At 44.7% G+C, this 16,391-nt stretch carries 16 protein-coding genes; 8 read left to right on the top strand and 8 right to left on the bottom strand.

Annotation, left to right across the window (positions count from 1 at the left end; all coding sequences use genetic code 11):
• The first annotated feature begins 82 nt into the window (after positions 1–82).
• Together wecB and LZG72_RS26675 are read left to right on the top strand one after the other, a co-directional pair.
• Complete coding sequence (gene wecB, locus LZG72_RS26680) at positions 83–1,177, top strand: non-hydrolyzing UDP-N-acetylglucosamine 2-epimerase (protein WP_233878203.1); 1,095 nt, start codon at positions 83–85, stop codon at positions 1,175–1,177.
• 12 nt (positions 1,178–1,189) lie between these two features.
• Positions 1,190–2,692: a polysaccharide biosynthesis C-terminal domain-containing protein gene (locus LZG72_RS26675; RefSeq protein WP_233878202.1), complete on the top strand. Its 1,503-nt coding sequence runs from the start codon at positions 1,190–1,192 to the stop codon at positions 2,690–2,692.
• Between the two features lie 6 nt (positions 2,693–2,698).
• Here LZG72_RS26675 and LZG72_RS26670 read toward each other — a convergent pair whose 3' ends face one another.
• On the bottom strand, positions 2,699–3,595 hold the full coding sequence (locus LZG72_RS26670) for an FkbM family methyltransferase (protein ID WP_233878201.1): 897 nt from the start codon (positions 3,593–3,595) through the stop codon (positions 2,699–2,701).
• A gap of 161 nt (positions 3,596–3,756) precedes the next feature.
• On the opposite strand from LZG72_RS26670, the gene LZG72_RS26665 reads away from it, so the two are divergent.
• The gene (locus tag LZG72_RS26665) at positions 3,757–4,401 is read left to right on the top strand and encodes an FkbM family methyltransferase (RefSeq protein WP_233878200.1); all 645 of its coding nucleotides are present in this window, start codon (positions 3,757–3,759) and stop codon (positions 4,399–4,401) included.
• Positions 4,402–4,420: 19 nt separating this feature from the next.
• Here the strand turns inward: LZG72_RS26665 and LZG72_RS26660 are convergent, their stop codons facing one another.
• Positions 4,421–5,701: a LamG-like jellyroll fold domain-containing protein gene (locus tag LZG72_RS26660; protein WP_233878199.1), complete on the bottom strand. Its 1,281-nt coding sequence runs from the start codon at positions 5,699–5,701 to the stop codon at positions 4,421–4,423.
• Positions 5,702–5,738: 37 nt separating this feature from the next.
• Positions 5,739–6,161, bottom strand: coding sequence for a GNAT family N-acetyltransferase (locus tag LZG72_RS26655; RefSeq protein ID WP_233878198.1), 423 nt, complete (start codon positions 6,159–6,161; stop codon positions 5,739–5,741).
• Between the two features lie 836 nt (positions 6,162–6,997).
• On the opposite strand from LZG72_RS26655, the gene LZG72_RS26650 reads away from it, so the two are divergent.
• From LZG72_RS26650 to LZG72_RS26640, 3 genes are all read left to right on the top strand, one after another.
• Positions 6,998–7,618: a response regulator transcription factor gene (locus LZG72_RS26650; protein WP_233878197.1), complete on the top strand. Its 621-nt coding sequence runs from the start codon at positions 6,998–7,000 to the stop codon at positions 7,616–7,618.
• Between the two features lie 77 nt (positions 7,619–7,695).
• Entirely contained in the window at positions 7,696–8,232 is a 537-nt protein-coding gene (locus LZG72_RS26645; protein WP_233878196.1) for an RNA methyltransferase, read from the top strand.
• A 78-nt stretch (positions 8,233–8,310) separates the two neighbouring features.
• A complete protein-coding gene (locus LZG72_RS26640) occupies positions 8,311–8,739 on the top strand; it encodes a histone H1/H5 family protein, HCT subfamily (RefSeq protein WP_233878195.1) in 429 nt (142 codons plus the stop codon).
• A gap of 78 nt (positions 8,740–8,817) precedes the next feature.
• On the opposite strand, the gene pgeF is transcribed toward LZG72_RS26640, so the two are convergent.
• The gene (gene pgeF, locus LZG72_RS26635) at positions 8,818–9,603 is read right to left on the bottom strand and encodes a peptidoglycan editing factor PgeF (RefSeq protein ID WP_233878194.1); all 786 of its coding nucleotides are present in this window, start codon (positions 9,601–9,603) and stop codon (positions 8,818–8,820) included.
• Between the two features lie 106 nt (positions 9,604–9,709).
• Positions 9,710–10,225, bottom strand: a complete 516-nt coding sequence (locus tag LZG72_RS26630; protein WP_233878193.1) for a DinB family protein — start codon at positions 10,223–10,225, stop codon at positions 9,710–9,712.
• A gap of 161 nt (positions 10,226–10,386) precedes the next feature.
• On the opposite strand from LZG72_RS26630, the gene LZG72_RS26625 reads away from it, so the two are divergent.
• A complete protein-coding gene (locus LZG72_RS26625) occupies positions 10,387–11,616 on the top strand; it encodes a metallophosphoesterase (RefSeq protein ID WP_233878192.1) in 1,230 nt (409 codons plus the stop codon).
• Between the two features lie 32 nt (positions 11,617–11,648).
• Here LZG72_RS26625 and LZG72_RS26620 read toward each other — a convergent pair whose 3' ends face one another.
• Entirely contained in the window at positions 11,649–11,852 is a 204-nt protein-coding gene (locus LZG72_RS26620) for a hypothetical protein (protein ID WP_233878191.1), read from the bottom strand.
• 225 nt (positions 11,853–12,077) lie between these two features.
• Here LZG72_RS26620 and LZG72_RS26615 point away from each other — a divergent pair, with 225 nt between their 5' ends.
• Complete coding sequence (locus tag LZG72_RS26615; protein WP_233878190.1) at positions 12,078–13,538, top strand: gluconokinase; 1,461 nt, start codon at positions 12,078–12,080, stop codon at positions 13,536–13,538.
• Here the strand turns inward: LZG72_RS26615 and LZG72_RS26610 are convergent, their stop codons facing one another.
• Positions 13,539–14,300 (bottom strand): response regulator transcription factor, encoded by a 762-nt coding sequence (locus LZG72_RS26610; RefSeq protein WP_233878189.1) that lies wholly within the window; start codon positions 14,298–14,300, stop codon positions 13,539–13,541.
• Entirely contained in the window at positions 14,297–16,048 is a 1,752-nt protein-coding gene (locus tag LZG72_RS26605) for a sensor histidine kinase (RefSeq protein WP_233878188.1), read from the bottom strand. Before LZG72_RS26605 ends, LZG72_RS26610 begins: the two co-directional genes overlap by 4 nt.
• Positions 16,049–16,391 lie beyond the last annotated feature (343 nt).

The raw sequence follows: 16,391 nt of genomic DNA, 5'->3' as shown, positions 1-16,391 counted from the left end.
ATTCATTAAAAGAGGAAACTAGCTGAGCAGATCAATGCTGAGAAAACTTGAAGTATCTTTGTCACGAACCAGGAATTGAAAATTGAGAATACTTAATGTGGTCGGCGCGAGGCCCAATTTCATCAAAGTTGCTCCCTTGCACAGGATGTTCCTGAACTTCCCGGATATCGATTCCAAAATTGTGCATACGGGCCAGCACTATGATGCATTCATGTCAGATGTATTTTTCAGACAGCTGGAAATGCCTGCTCCCGATCATTTTCTGGGGATTGGCGGTGGTTCGGCCACAGAACAGACAGCCCGAATCATGCTTGCTTTCGAACCGGTTCTAAATGCAGAAAAGCCAGATCTTGTCCTCGTAGTAGGGGATGTGAATTCCACTTTGGCATGCGCACTAACCTCTGTAAGACACGAAATTCCGGTTTTGCACGTAGAGGCGGGACTCCGTAGTGGCGACCGGACAATGCCGGAAGAAATCAACCGGATCATGACAGATCATATTTCAGAAGACTTATTTGTTACCGAGCAATCGGGCATCGATAATCTTTTGAGAGAAAACATACCACAAGATCGCATGCATTTTGTCGGCAACGTGATGATCGATTCGCTTGTTTATTATCGCGAAAAAGCGTCTGACATGTCTTTAATAAAGGATTTAGGTTTGTTTTCGGGTCATTTTATTCTCGTAACGATGCATCGTCCGTCGAATGTTGACAGTCGGGAAGGTTTAGAGAAAATGATTGAAGTAATCAGACGTATCGCGTTAAAAACCAAAGTCGTTTTTCCACTTCATCCGAGAACTTTGGAGAAATTGAGCGGATATGGTCTTTTGACTTATTTGACCAATATCAAAAATCTGATATTGCTGGAACCACAAGGTTACCTCGAATTTTTGCACCTGACAATCCACTCCGCGATGGTAATCACGGATTCGGGCGGTGTGCAGGAGGAAACGACTTTTCTCGGCATACCTTGTATTACATTGAGGCCGAATACCGAGCGACCTGCGACGGTTGAAATCGGTACGAATTATTTAATAGAAAACGGTGATTTGAATGTGATTTGTGATGTTGCAGATCGGATTTTGAATGGCGCTAGAAAGGGAGAAGTTCCGCATTTTTGGGACGGCTGTACCGCCGGGCGCATTGCAAAAATTATTTTGGAAAAATACAGTTGATATTCGTTTGTTGTGGGAATAATTGTTCGGCAAAGCCTGAAAGCAGGATTAGGATCTTATATCGGAGTGGGGGTCGGCATCATCAATCAGATGTATGTATCGACCAAATTTTTATCTGTCGAGCAATTGGCAGTTTCAAGGTTATTATTTGAAAACAGCCTTCTTTTTGCTGCATTTGCGCATTTGGGTACTCCTTTTATTGCCGATAAATTTTTCAGCCTTTTCCGGGATGACAAGGAAGGTCATCACGGGATTTTACCTTTTTTGCTTTTTCTGCCATTAATAGGTGGGCTGCTGTTTTCCGGATTATATCTGGCGTCTTCGGGCTTGATTCGAGCCTATTATATGGAGCGTTCGCCGATGCTCACGAATTACCATTTTCTGGTCATTCCACTCACGATTTTCTGGCTTTATATTGCCGTTCTGGAATCCTATTGCCGGAATAATTCCCGGATTGCCATTCCTAACTTCATCCGGGAAGTGTACCTGCGGTTTGCGAATATGATCCTGATCCTGATCTTCGGGCTCGGCTGGCTTAGCTTCGATCTGATGCTTTACCTGGTGATTATTTCTTATGGATTTGGAGTCGTTTTCCTGATATTTTATATTAAAAAATTAGGTAAATGGTATTGGCGATTTCCGGACCGGAGTATTCTCACGAATGGCCTTTTCAAACAAATGCTTGCCTACGGTTCGTTTACATTACTTGGCGGCATTGGCGTGAACCTCATGTTATTCATCGACAGGTCGATGCTTGCAGGGGAGCGCGGACTGATACAAACCGGTATTTTTATCATTGCCGCCTACATTGCCGGAGTGATTGAAATCCCCCGAAAAGCCATTGCGCAAATTTCCATTCCGCTGCTCACTACCTCGCTTCTAAATAAAGACTACGATCATATTCGCATGATCAACCGGAAATCTGCATTGAATCAGCTCATTGCGGGCGGATTGTTTTTTGCATTGATCTGGATCAGTATCGACGAGATTTTCTATCTGATCCCAAAAGGTGAAACGTACAGTGAAGGAAAAATGGTGGTACTGTTTCTGGCGCTGGCGAAGGTATTTGACATTGCCACCGGACTCAACCTGGAAATCATACTTTATTCGAAATATTACAGGTATGCGACCATGTTCATCATAACATCGGCAGTCATTGGATTTTGTTTAAATCTATGGTTAATACCACTTTATGGTTTTACCGGAGCCGCGATCGCAACGGCGATGACGACATTAATTTACTCCGTATCCAGAATGACGTTTGTTTGGCGAAAGTTTCAGGTGCAGCCTTTTTCACTAAAAACCCTGCAGGTTTTTCTGATTCTGGTCGGGATGTATGCATTGACGCTACTGATGCCGGATTACCAAATGACCACATTTTCGGCAATGGCGACATTAGCAATCCGTTCGGCGATTTTTGCATTGGTGTTTGCATTTCTGGTACTCAAATACGAGCTTTCTCCCGAACTGAACGAGTTGGCCACGGGACTGAGAAAGAAGGTGTTTCGTTCCTGAAACTTCCTAAATCAACGCACCATCGATGTTAATTTTTGCAGCTGCTAAAACTCTTTGCATCGCCAGGTCAAAGTCGCGAATGTAGATCGTATTCTGAGGATTGGTGGCGGTAATTTTTTGCAGCGTCCTTTTCTCTGGAAGATAATTGTAGGGTTCGAAACCGAATTCCACCAGCTTGTTGTGAATGTAATTCTGCCCGAATTCATACTGGTCGGAGAGACCATTTGTTTCGATAATGATCACATTTAATGCAGTTGTGGCCAATGTTTTGAATGCGCCATTGATCACATTTGCTTCGAAACCTTCTACATCCACTTTCATAAAGTGGATTGGTCTGCCCGCCGGCGAGGTGTCGGCCAAAATACCATCTAAGGAATTTACAGGTATCTCCGTTGTAGGCCCATTAAAACCGGAATCCTGGATCACGTGATTGATGGCATCCAGCGAGTCGGAAAAAATCAGCGTCTCTTCTTTATCCCCCACACCGAGATTGAACAACTCCACTTTTTCGTCCAGATTGTTATACCGGATGTTCCGTTTTAACCTGCGAAAAGTCGAAGGAATCGGTTCGAAGGAAAGGGAATGTGATTTGGCAACACCCGAGGCGAGCACGGAATAAACACCCACATTTGCGCCGATGTCCACAAACGTATCTTCGGGACGCAGGTAATGCATGAGGAAAAGCATTTCGTTCAGATCGTATAAGGTGGTATAGATCTGCAATTCGGCGCTCGACATGCCTTTTTCAACAACCAGGAAAGTATTTTCAATGAATGGGTAGACGACCGGATGGTGGTGGAGCCTGATCACGAAGCCTCTTTTGAAAAAAGTAAGCAAGGCTTTGATCTTTCTGTTTTTGTTTAACGGATGACTCAGAATCGTATTGATCGTCTTTAATTTCATTGAACTGTGCAGCTTCCGGGCGGTCCCAACGACCCGTTTCGTGTTATATTATAAATGCTAATGTACTATATTTGCCCTCTTAAGCAAAACAGAGACTGCCGGAGCATGGCAGAAACTCCCGCTCTGAAAGACACCAATTAACTCCCGGATAACCGGTTAAAATGATTCAGTTTTTAAAAGATAAAAGTTGGGGTATTCTGAACACAATGGGTTTTGGAGGGAGTATTCAGTTGTTTCTCGAAAGTGCATTGAAACAATATGGCTGGTTCAAAACCTTCACCTCGGGACAATCCATTGATGCCGCGGGCAACCCGATTCCCTGGTACACTTACTCATTTATCTTTTTTCTCGAACCAAGGTTAAAGCCACATTTTAAAGTTTTCGAATACGGTTCCGGCAATTCTACGCGCTGGTATGGTGCCCGGGTGAATGACATTACCGCCGTTGAGCACGATAAAGACTGGATCGAAAAAATTTCCCAAAAACTTCCGAAAAACGCAAAAATGTTGTCCAGGACACTGGATGAAACGTACATTCAGGCGATCAATACCGATGAAATACTCTATAATATCGTTGTGGTCGACGGCCGGAAAAGGGTAAAATGTGCTTCTTATGCCGTGGATTTCCTGATGCCGGACGGAGTTTTGATCCTCGATAATTCTGAAAGAGAATGGTACCAGCCTGCCAAAGATTTACTGGAAGCGCGCGGTTTTAAAAGATTGGATTTCAAAGGAATGGGGCCGATAATCAGCTACGAATTTTGTTCAAGCGTATTCTATCGAGAAAACAATTGCCTGGGTATTTAGGTAAAAATTGAGGAGTGCATCAGTACAAAACCGTAATGCTGCCCGATTTCACCAGCTTTTTCTCCGACAGAATTTTATAACTATAAATTCCTGACGATACCAGCGACCCTTTATAGATCCCATTCCACGGGATCTGGTAATTTTCAGAATAAAAGATCACTTCTCCCCAACGGTTGTAAACCAGCAATTCCAGCCTTTCAAACTGTTCCATATTCACGATGTTCCAGGTATCGTTCATGCCATCCTGATTTGGTGTAAATGCGCTGGGAACGAATAGTTTAGCATCCCCTGCTTCCGGGGAAGAACAAACTTTCACTTCCACTTCCTTTTCAAGCGTCAATGGCTTTTGGGAAAAACAGGAAACTTCTGGCGTGATTTCAACTTTAACCTTCATTCGGTAAGATTCGCCACGGGCTGGCGTGGTGTACATCAGTTCTTTCGATGTCGATCCGGTTTGAACCACATTGTCAACATACCATTTGAAAGTACCTTGCGGGATATTCGAATCAGCTAAAAATGGCGTTGGATTTCCGGCGCAAATAGCCAACTTACTCGATATAAGCTCGCCGGTGGAAGTGATTTCTTCGGTACCATTAAACAATGCGGTAATTTCTTCCCGGTTTAAAGGTCTATTGTATAAATGGATATCATCGATGGTCGCGTTTGCCGCCTGGCCATAATTATTCCGGGCTCCGATCATCGCCCGCACCGTGCTGGTACCATAAAATGCGTTTTGACCTCCGTGGCTGTCGCTGCAAACCATTACATTATCCACATATAGAACATAATCCGTTGCATTTCGGACCAGCACCAAATGGTACCACTTGTCAATCGGAGGTACCGTCGGCTGCGAGCAGGCAATGTTATTGGCAACTCCGAGGTAACAGCCATGTGAAAAGCCGGTGTGCCTGTCGAGCGAGTAATGGTCGCCAAACAAAATGTGCTGATCGCCGTAGTCGCTGCCGATCGAAAAAAGGAATAATCCCTGGTTGTAGAATGGAGTGCTCTCCGGTTTTACCCACATGGAATAAGTAAAAGCATTCATTTGCAGGTCTGCGGGGCTGATCTCGATGTTGTCATCCAGTCCATCAAAATCGTAGGCAGAATTCGCGTTCCCAAAACGGTCGGGCGCAAGCCTGGCACCGTGAACTTCGCCATGATTGCCGAGTACGCTGAAATCGTTGGCATCCCCGGAAAAAGGGTAGCAGCCTACAAGTCCGTTTGCCAGGTTGACCTGTGCATATACTTTTGCTGAAACGAAAAAAACACAAAGAAGAATGAGGGTAAAACAGTGCTTCATGGCTTGCTGATTTCAACCCAAGTTAAAATTTTTAAAACTAAATTTCTTCAAAAACCTTGCAATAAGTAACCTTCGTACACACATGACCGCCCAAAAATTTTTTGAATTTTAAAAGTTCCGGTTTTTGCTGGCCGTGATGATCCAGTGACGTGCCCAGATCCAGGATTGCAATGCCGTTTCGCTGACAAAATCCATAAATTTCTTTGGTCAAAAGCACAATGGGACTGAACGAACTGTATTCGGGTAAATAACCAGAGATGAATACATATAAAATGTTTCTGGCAACGCGGACGGTCGCAATCAATGCAACTACTTTATCCCCGTCCATTGCGCTGAAAACGGGAAAATCGTCAGGAAACCTGTTTTTTAGCACCTGAAATTCGGCTTGGCTCAAACTCAGTGAGTAACCTTTTTGGTTTAAACAATTTCGCAAAAACAGGTAAATTTCTTCACTTTTCATGCTTGTGTTTAAATGAGCCTTAAAGCCCGACAGTACTGATTTTCTGAGCCTTCTTCTTTCCGAGAGATGAAGAATAGAAATAAAATCATCTGATGTTACGGGAATGTGATGGTTTTGAAAGGTACTAATCGGAAGAAAACCAGTATTACTATAAATTAGGTGAAGCTGTTGGGATAATATTGGATTATAACTGGAAGGTGCACACTTGATAATCAGCTGTTTACCCTGCCTGGTACGAATCCATTCGGTGATGCAGGCCAGAAAGAAATCTAGTTGGGCTGCGGTGCAATTTTCTTCCGCAGCTACTCCGCCGAAAGGTGCTCTGGGAGGAGAATACCAAATTTGGCACGAGTCCTGAAAACAATGAAATAAGGCTATGGTTACGCTTTTATTGTCCCGGGAAAGAATAAACGAGTATATTGCTCCGCCAAATTGTGTCGAAAGGTGTTCGGTTTTGAAGAAAAGATACGACGATGTTACTTGTTCGGGCAGATCAATTAAATGAAACACTTCGACTGAAAGGTCAAAACAATTCCATTCTTGTAATGCTTTGGTTGCGGGATATCTTGAAATAATGTGTGAAATTTTAATTGAATCCTGACAAAATGTGGTTTAATCCGTTCTGCCGCATGAATATTGATATACTAATTTGATATTTTTTATGTTTAATACAATGCTGATTACTATTTTTGTCAATTAGTCAAATCTATTCAAACAAGTTGTAGGGATTGATACGGACTGGTATCCGCAGAAGAAAGCATAGGCAATAGAAATTGTAGTAAATTGCTCCACAATAATTTTATTAGAATTTTGACCTTAAAGGCTCCGACCCATACATGAAACACATACTCATTGCCGAAGACCATGCCGTGGTTAGAATCGGTACCAAACACCTCCTCAAATCATTGATCCCGGATTCTACCATTTCCGACGTTGACGATTTTGATAAGATCATTCAGGAACTGGAGGTCAAATCCTATGACTTGCTTATTCTTGACATCAATATCCCGGGAGGTAACACAACCAAGATGGTTGAGACGATCCGTCTGAAATCACCTGGGATCCGAATATTGATGTTTTCCAGCTACGACGAACAACTTTACGGTCTGATGTACCTGCAGGCCGGCGCCGATGGATATCTATCAAAAGATGCTCCTGAGGAAGAGTTCAAAACTGCGGTAATGAGCGTTTTGAACAATAAAAAATACATGAGCGAGGATATGCAGCAAATGAATATCAACCGCCTCATTAATCCAAAAGAATACCAGCCCGACCCGATCGTGAGTCTCTCACCCCGCGAAACGGACGTGATGAATCTGTTGAAAGAAGGATTGGGTACCGCAAAAATTGCTGAAAAACTCAACCTGCAGCTTTCCACAGTAAGTACGTACAAGGCACGTATTTTCGAGAAACTAGGTGTAAAGAATATTGTAGAATTGATTACAAAGATTAAGTAGTATTCTTGTAATGATGAAAAAGCTCCTGTACAAACCGTGCAGGAGCTTTTTTGTTAATGCAAGCAACATCATTTGAAATGCGCAAATTAGGTGTGGAAGAAATGGACCGGCTCACAGTCGACCAATTCAAGGAATCTGAAAAGTTTCCATTTGTGATTGTACTAGATAATATCAGGAGCCTGAACAATGTGGGTTCTTTTTTCAGGACCGCCGATGCATTCCGGGCTGGCAAAATCATTTTGTGCGGCTATACGCCCCAGCCTCCGCATCGCGAGATCACCAGAAGTGCCCTCGGGGCCGAATTGTCGGTGGAATGGGAGCATAGCCCGGATATTTTGGACGCGATCAGTAAATTAAAAAGCGAAGGATTTCGGATCTGGTGCGTAGAACAGGCGGAAGGAAGTGTTTTATTACAAAATTTCAATCCTGAATCGTCCATTCCCCACGCGTTTGTTTTTGGTAATGAGGTAGAAGGAGTGCAGGAAGAAGTGATAGAAAGATCCGACGGATGTATCGAGATACCACAATTCGGGACGAAGCATTCATTCAATGTGTCCGTCTGCGCAGGAATCGTTCTCTGGGATTTTGTAAGTAAAAAGTTAACAGAAATATAACACAGGAAATTTGGTCTTTCCGAATTAATAATCCGTATTTGCAGGTTATAGCCGATAGGCAGAAATTAAAAAACGATTATGAAATCCGCTACAAAAAAATTATCGACTGAAATTGCAGAAACTCTTTCCGGGAAAATTGATGCAGTTTCAACAGGTTCAAAGAAGATAAAAAAATCGATTCAGAAAGCAGCTGAAAAACTTGCTAAGAAGGTGGCCAAATTCGAAAAGGAAACCATCAAGAAAAAAGCAAAAGAGGCTAAGGATGCTGAAAAGAAGTTAAAAGGAAAAGTTAAAGACAAAAAGGAAGGCAAGAAAAGTAAAGCCGCGAAAACCGAGAAGGTCGCTGCATTGGTTGCAGAAGCTTCTTCAAAAGTGCCGGTGGCCACCCCTGCCAAACCGTCCGTTGCGGCAAAACCTTTGGCATCTAAGGCGCGGATCGCACCAAAACCAGCACCTGCGAGCTCAACACCTGCCCCAGCTGGTGAGAATGCTCCCACTCAGGAGTAATAACTTACCTAATCGCATTGCATTAGTATCAAATTCGACTCTCCGGAGTTGAATTTTTTGCTTCAGGGTATTCGAAGCCTACTTTCTGGTTCCGATTGTGGCGAGCATCCTGCCGGTCAGACCTTTTTCATGCCGATATGAAAAATAATCGTCATTATTCAGAACCGTCGAATACATCGAAATCTCAATGTTTCCTGCTTTCAAGCCGGCTCTTAACAGTTGATCCCGGTTAGCCGCTTTCAGGTCGACAAAGAACTTGGCCTTCACATCATCCCATCTTTTGTAATCGGATTGAAAATGTTGTGCGACATCTTCACCTACTTCAAACGAACATTCATCAATGCAAGTCCCGACATAGGCGAGGCAATCGGATGCATTCGTCCCAAAAACCTCAACCATTCTCCCCACTGTTTTAAATACGATTTCACTCACAGTACCCCGCCATCCGGCGTGAATGGCAGCCACCGCGCGCTGAACCGGGTCGAAGATCAGAATGGGCGTGCAATCCGCAACAGTCACGGCGAGCTGGATATCGGGCTGATTCGTGATCAGCGCATCGTAGCCGTCATATCGACCGGCTTCCGACACGTTGAGGATTTCTTCACCATGAACCTGATGCGACTTGGCCACCTGCTCGAATGGAACATTCAGGGCGTGAAAAAATCGATGATTATTCTCGAGGACATTTTCGGTTGAATCCTGGGTGGAACCTCCCAGATTCAGGGAAGTAAATGGCCCGGTACTTACGCCGCCATGCCGCGTGCTTTCCGCAGCGACCAAATCAGGAAAACGTAAAAATATGCCTGGCGAACGGAAAAGAGATTTTTCTGCCGATGTATTTAATTCCAGCATCACAATTGTCATTCAAATGAAATTCAAAAGTAAATCGCAGAAGTATGTGATTGAACAGGCAGCACAAAAAATGGCCGGAATTTCTTCCGGCCATCACTGCCGCCAGCGGCCTTTTTTACTAGAATAATTTCTCTTTCGGAGGCGTAGCGCCTTTTAACCGAATGTAAACAGTAGTCTGTCCCCGGTGGTGGGTCTGGTGCTCAAATGCTTTCTCAAACGCAGTACCCATTTTCATGTCCATTCCGAACACTTTCACATCTTTGGCAAGATCAGTGTCTGTCATTCCTTTCAATGCAGCAATGATAAAATCATAACTTTCCAGAGTCGCTTTTGAAATCGCAGCTTTCGACTGATCCGCCATTTTTTCTACGGATGCGTCTGACGGTTTCTTAGTACCGGTAGCAGACGAAATGAATGCGTAATTTGCATCGGCCAGGTGGCCCATCTGTTGTGCAAATGAGCGGATCTCAGGCGTAGGTTTCAATGCATACCCGTCTTCCGGCATCGCGTCCAGGTATTCTTTTGTGTACACTTTTGCCCGTTCCCATTCGGCGGCAAGTTTAGCAGTGGTTGTTTGGGCAAATGCAGACGATGCCGCGCACAGCATCATACAAATAAAGGCAAGTTGTTTCATTGGATTTTGGTTTTGGTGGCTGAAAAAATATCAGGAAAGGTACTTCTAACCGAACCGATAGTCAACTACGCTTAATAAATATATCAGGGTGCCTGATTTCGATTGTCCGGGTAATATTGTTTTATTTACCAAAAAGTGATTTCATCAACTGAAGTGTATTTATGGCGGAGTCTGCGGAGGATCGCACCAAAAAATATCTGGACCTGGGGCATAGTGAAGCCGAAAACCATGCGAAAACCCAACTTGAACTTTACGAAAAAAGGGTAAAAGATACATCCTCGGTCACAAATGTGATATCGGAGTTTTTTAAGACGAATCTGATCGGTTTCGCAAAGCACTATCTCAGAAGCCGTTTCGGTGCAAAACATCCCTATCAGGCCTATCCCCGGAATGGTGATTCAGGTATTTACAAACTTCAGTCATCCATTCCGTCGAGAGAAGAAATCAGCATTGCATTGTTGTCCGACTGGGCCAGCGATACCACGGAATCCGACGCTGTTGCCAATCTTGTTTCGCGGTACTCGCCCGATTACACCATTCACATGGGCGACATCTACTTTGTAGGTGCGCCAAAAGAAGTCGAAGCAAACTTTACGGCACCTTACTCTTCCTGGTATTATGGCGCGTCCGGCAGTCTCGCCTTGTCGGGGAACCACGAAATGTATTCAAATGGAAATGCATTTTTCCAGCATTTGCTTCCCGCCATGTACGCGATGGAAGGTGAAGTGAAAAAGACGCAGCAAGCCGGGTTTTTCTGTCTGGAAAATGAGCATTGGCGGATTGTAGGAATTGATACCGGTTACACATCCGTTGGGAAACCGTTCCTGGAAATCCTGTCACCGCCCGATTGTCATTTGAAAGATGCGCAGATCGCCTGGTTGCGTGACGTCGTCAAGATCGGCGATCCGGCTGATACGCGAGGGGTGGTCATTTTAAGCCATCATCCCTACTTATCCGCATTCCGGGAAGAGTATGTCAGGCCGGGCGAACAGATTAAGGTGTTAATGGGCGATTCGAATCGCCCGGTTATATGGTTATGGGGCCACGACCATCGGCTGGTTATTTACAACATGTTCAAAAACGGGAACGGACCTGTTGCGTATGGCCGGTGCATCGGGCATGGCGGATTACCCGTTGAGATCAGGTTGCCCGACCTCGTGGATCTCAATAAGATCAATTATTATGATACCCGCGTCAGGACCGTGATCGGCAGACATTCGCTGGGATATAATGGTTTCGTCAGGCTGGTTTTACAAGGCAAAAAACTGACTGCCGAATACCGGGATTTGGAAGACACGTGCGTTTACGAAGAATGCTGGACTATAAATAAAGAAAACGGTCAGCTCGAATGGAACGTCGTTGACGTAATCCCCGGGCTGGCCGTTCGCTAAAAACCGATAAGCTGTTAAAATCAGAATGAAGATCAGTGATGACCGTCGCTGTGACTGTTGTCTTTATAAAAAGCCGCGAATGTGATCACCAGGCCGATTGAGCCCACTATAAAAGTGAACAGATCTCCAAGTGCTGCCAATATGAAAAACAAAACCAGGAATGCAGCAATGTAAACTCCGCTGGACAATCCGGTTGATTCTGTATGAGAAGACTCTGTATGTGATGTATCAGACATTTTCAGAATAGTTATCGTAATCGTTTATTCTGCGAAAATAATAATATCAGGCCAAGTTTCTCCACTCTGCTGCAATTTTTTAGGAAAACCCGGCATTGCCTCAAACCAGGTACCTTCCGAAACAAGTGCGCATTTTAATTTTTTCAAAATCCATATTTTTGTTTTCGTAACTTCCCAGCCGACGATTCACCAAAAATCGTCCCTGCTACATTAAAACAATTCCAAATGCCATACATTGTCGGTTGTGATATTGGCACAACAAATGTGAAGTCCGTTGCTTTCGATTCCGTTTCGGGCGCCATTCTTGCCTCGCACAGTGAAGGTTATGAAATGGACCATCCCAAACCCGACTGGAGCGAGGAAGACCCGGATGAGATTTTTGAAGCCGCCTGCAATACCATTAAGAAGGTTACCAATACCCTTAAAAATAAAGATACGCTGCTGGGCATCAGTTTCAGCGCGGCAATGCACGGTGTGCTCGCGTTGGATAAGAATGGAAAACGGCTGACCAAACTCATTATCTGGGCGGATAACCGAAGCTCCGATATTGCAGTGAAGTTGCGGTCATCGCAGGTAGGAAAAAAGATTTATGCGAACAATGGTACGCCGATTCATGCCATGACGCCGGTTTGTAAATTACTTTGGCTTAAAGAAAACGAACCTGGGATCTATAAAAATGCGAGCCGGTTTGTCGGAATTAAAGAATACATCATTTATCGTCTCACCGGCAAATTCCTCATTGATTATTCCATTGCCTCAGCCACCGGGATGTTCAATATCCGGGAATTGAAATGGGATGCATATACTTTGAAGAAACTGGGTTTGAAAGAAGAAAAGCTATCTCTGGCTGTTTCTCCATATCACATCGACAAGCTTCCCGCCGGTAACCCGGCAGGCCTGCCGGAAGGAACTTCGCTGATCATGGGTGCCAGCGATGGTTGCCTGGCGAACCTGGGCAGCGGGGCCATTGAAGATGGCACAATGGCCGTGACGATCGGGACCAGTGCAGCCGTCCGCATTAGTTCAAACAAACCTTATTCCGACCCGTTCATGCAGACATTCTGTTATGTGCTGGACGAAAAAACATACATCATCGGTGGACCTTCAAACAACGGGGCCGTCATTTTTGAATGGCTGATGAACACCTTTTTTCCGAAAGAAGAATACGATCAGGTCTTTCAGGAAGCCTCCGAAATCGAACCTGGCGCGAATGGGCTGCTTTTTTACCCCTACCTGTTAGGCGAACGTGCGCCGTTGTGGAGTTCGGCGGTGCGTGGCGGATTTTCAGGATTGGACATACAGCATACCCGCACACATTTCGCCCGGGCAGTGATGGAAGGTATTTTGCTTAATGCATATAGTATAGGCAAAATACTGATGGAAATGCAGCAGATCGAAACCATTTACGCGAATGGGGGCTTTGCCAAAAGTCCGATCTGGGTGCAGATGCTTTCAGATATTTTCGGTAAAAAAGTAAAACTCAACGAAACCGTCGAAACGGGGGCAGTCGGAGCGGCGATGATCGGGTTGAAAGCTTTGAATGTTTATCAAAGTTTCTCCCAAATGAAATCATTTACGACGGTAGGGCAGGAGTTCGATCCGAAAGCTGCCGTCCACAAATCCTACCAGGAGCTTTCGGAGAAGTTTATCAAAGGTGCGAAGATCATGCTGTCGCATGCGGTTTAGTCAGCCTTTTACAACTTTAAGCCTGTTTACCAAATCCTTACGCCGCCCGTCCGGGATCGGGATCTCATGATTTTCAATGAACAACCTGCTGGTGTCGATACGTGATATGTGGCTGAGATTTATTACGATGGATCGGGACAATAAGAAAAACTGAGAAGTCAACTGGCGAAAAACACTGCCCATATTGACTGAAACGTGAATGGCCGTGTATTTTTTGCCTGGATAGATCCGGTAAAATTCACGTTCGGTCACGAAAATTTCGGAACGAATGCGATCGGCTTTTATAAATAGAATTTCTCTTGTCTTTATCCCAGCAAAACCCTGGCTCGTGGGAAGGAATAGCTGGTCCTGCTGAATCGGATCGGACGGTACAAAATTGTTGCTCTGGAAGTTGTGCAGCGCCAGGTCGATCTGGACATACAGTTCCCGCATTCTCAATGGCTTTTCCAGAAAAGCGGCAGGAAATGTATTTTTCATCTTTTCTTTCATTTCCAGTGGCGTATTCCCGGTCATATAAATAATCGGGATCCATTTGATTTTTAGCAGCTCATTTGCAGTAGCGATACCATCTTCCGGGCCTTCAAGCTGCACGTCGATCAGCGCGAGGTCAGCTGGATTTCGTTTCATAATATCCACGGCTGATTTCAGATTGGGGGCTACGCCGCATAGCTCAATTCCCTCTTCTTTCTCCAAAGTCAGCGAAATGTTTTCAGCTAGTAGCGGGTCGTCTTCTACAATCAGGATCTTTCTCGACGTTTTCATAAACATAATGTATAGCTGACAAGCGACATACTCCTGTGATGCTTAAACGACAAGTCGAACACACATCCTTCCTGATTTGTAAATGTTCCCGTTGCTTTGAGCTTGCCAATAAGAATGTCAATCAACCGCAGACCGAATGTATTTTGGCTGCCTGCGGAAACCAGGCCTGGCCCATTGTCTGAAAATGAAAAATGGAGCCGGTCGGAAAGCCATGTGCAGGTAACCCTCAGCTTTGGGTCGGCATTGTCTTTCAATGCATACTTGCATGCATTGGTCGTGAGCTCATTAATGATCAGCCCGAGCGTAATCGCTTTTTCAATGTGGAGCCGGATATCTTCCACATCATACACCACAGCCGTTGCTTGCAGCCGATAGCTTCTGAGCACGCTGTTGATGAGATCTGGAATGTACTGGCTCAGATCTACGTCAACCAGGTTTTCTGACTTGTACAGTTTTCGATGTACCAGCGCAACGGCTTCTACCCGCAGCAAGCTTTCTTCCAATGCAATCTTCGCACCCGGATCCAGTACCTTATGCATTTGCAGGCCCAGTAAATCCAGTACCGACTGGAGGCTGTTTTTGGTTCGGTGATTTTGTTCTTGTACCAGGACCGCATTTTGGTAGCTCAAACCTTTGTATTTTCTGAACAATACGAATAATGAAACGGCGGATACGATGGCCATCACCAAAAGTACAGCTGTGATCAGGTTCAGTTTATTTTGAATCTGGATGTTCTCATACTGCAGTGAAAGTTGTTTTCGCTGCTGGGCCAGTTGGGCTGACTTTTTTTCACTTTCAAAGACCAGTCCAATGTTATGCAGCGCCTCACGGCGGGAATGGTCAGACTGTTCGGTGTTAAGCAGATTTACCTGGTTCTCGTGCCAGTAAGCTTGTTTCCAGTCGCCGGTTTGCTGGTAATACAGTGCGTGCGCCTGCTCGATCAGGACGCGCAGGCCCGGTGAAACCGATTTGTGCATTTCTGCCAAATCCTTGGCCTTCGTCAGCCATTTTTTCGCTGCCTGAGGTTTCTTTTGTTTCAGCAGGTAAAAGGCGGAAAAAACGGATGCTTCACAATGATTGGTGTATAACTGGTTCTTTTCGTAAACATCGAAAGCTTTCAGCATGAAGTTCTCACTTTGCTGATACTCTTTTTTTAAGAAAAATATATCGCTTAGTCCCTGGTAAGTAATACCGATATCAATCGGTTTGCTGAGGCGCATCGCAATTGGCAGTGCCTTTTTATGATAATGGATCGCACTGTCCAATGCAGGGACGGAGGCAGCGCTATTTTCATTATATGTAGATCTGAAAGCACCCGCAATCGCCCGATAGGCAGCCATAAGTCCCGGATCCACTTTTGCCTGCTCGAAGTTCCATTTCGCCAGTCGCGCATATTTCATGGAAAGTCTTGCATTCTTTTGTTCAGTCTGGATCTCACTCATCCGCAGGTATATTTTACCTACGTCTTCCGAAGGAGCATTTTGTTCCCTCATGGCGAGAGACCTCAGCAGCCATTGCTGGGCTTTGGGATAATTTCGGAGACCTATATGTCTTTTTCCTAAAAGATAGCAGAGCTCCGCCAGTTGTGAGGAATCTCCCAGGCTCACGGCTTTCTCATACTCTTTTTGGGTTTCCAGTAACCTTTCTATCGCGCTTTTGGGATTTTGCGCATGAAGGATGGGAGATGTAAAACATAAAGCAAGGGTCAAAAGGATTTCAAAAATCAGTACCGGCGTAGCAGATTTCATTTCAAGGTTCGGGGTCAGGCGGGTGTATCTAAAATATGTACAGGTTACAAATTTTTCTGATCAATAGATAGAGGATGCGTGATTTTTTTGAGAAAGAATTTTAAAGCGTAACCCGCTGAAAATGTGGCTAACACGATTCAGAAGCTAAATTTCCGTTTTCGGAAGTAATTCAGGGTGATTGGGAGTTTTTTCAAAAATCCAATGTGCGAAAATGGTTTTTTTGGAGAAAATAGACTCAGCACGTACTCCTTCCTCTATGAAAAGACTTTCTACTTTCGCTGATTACAGACTTTCAAGATCCGGCTGTCGCCCGGCTGATTCAATTCACCTTCCTGATCCCGGA

Origin of the sequence: Dyadobacter sp. CY323, assembly GCF_021390245.1 — a bacterium.
In the GTDB taxonomy this organism is placed as follows: Bacteria; Bacteroidota; Bacteroidia; order Cytophagales; family Spirosomataceae; genus Dyadobacter.
This window is presented reverse-complemented; position numbering and strand designations above follow the sequence as displayed.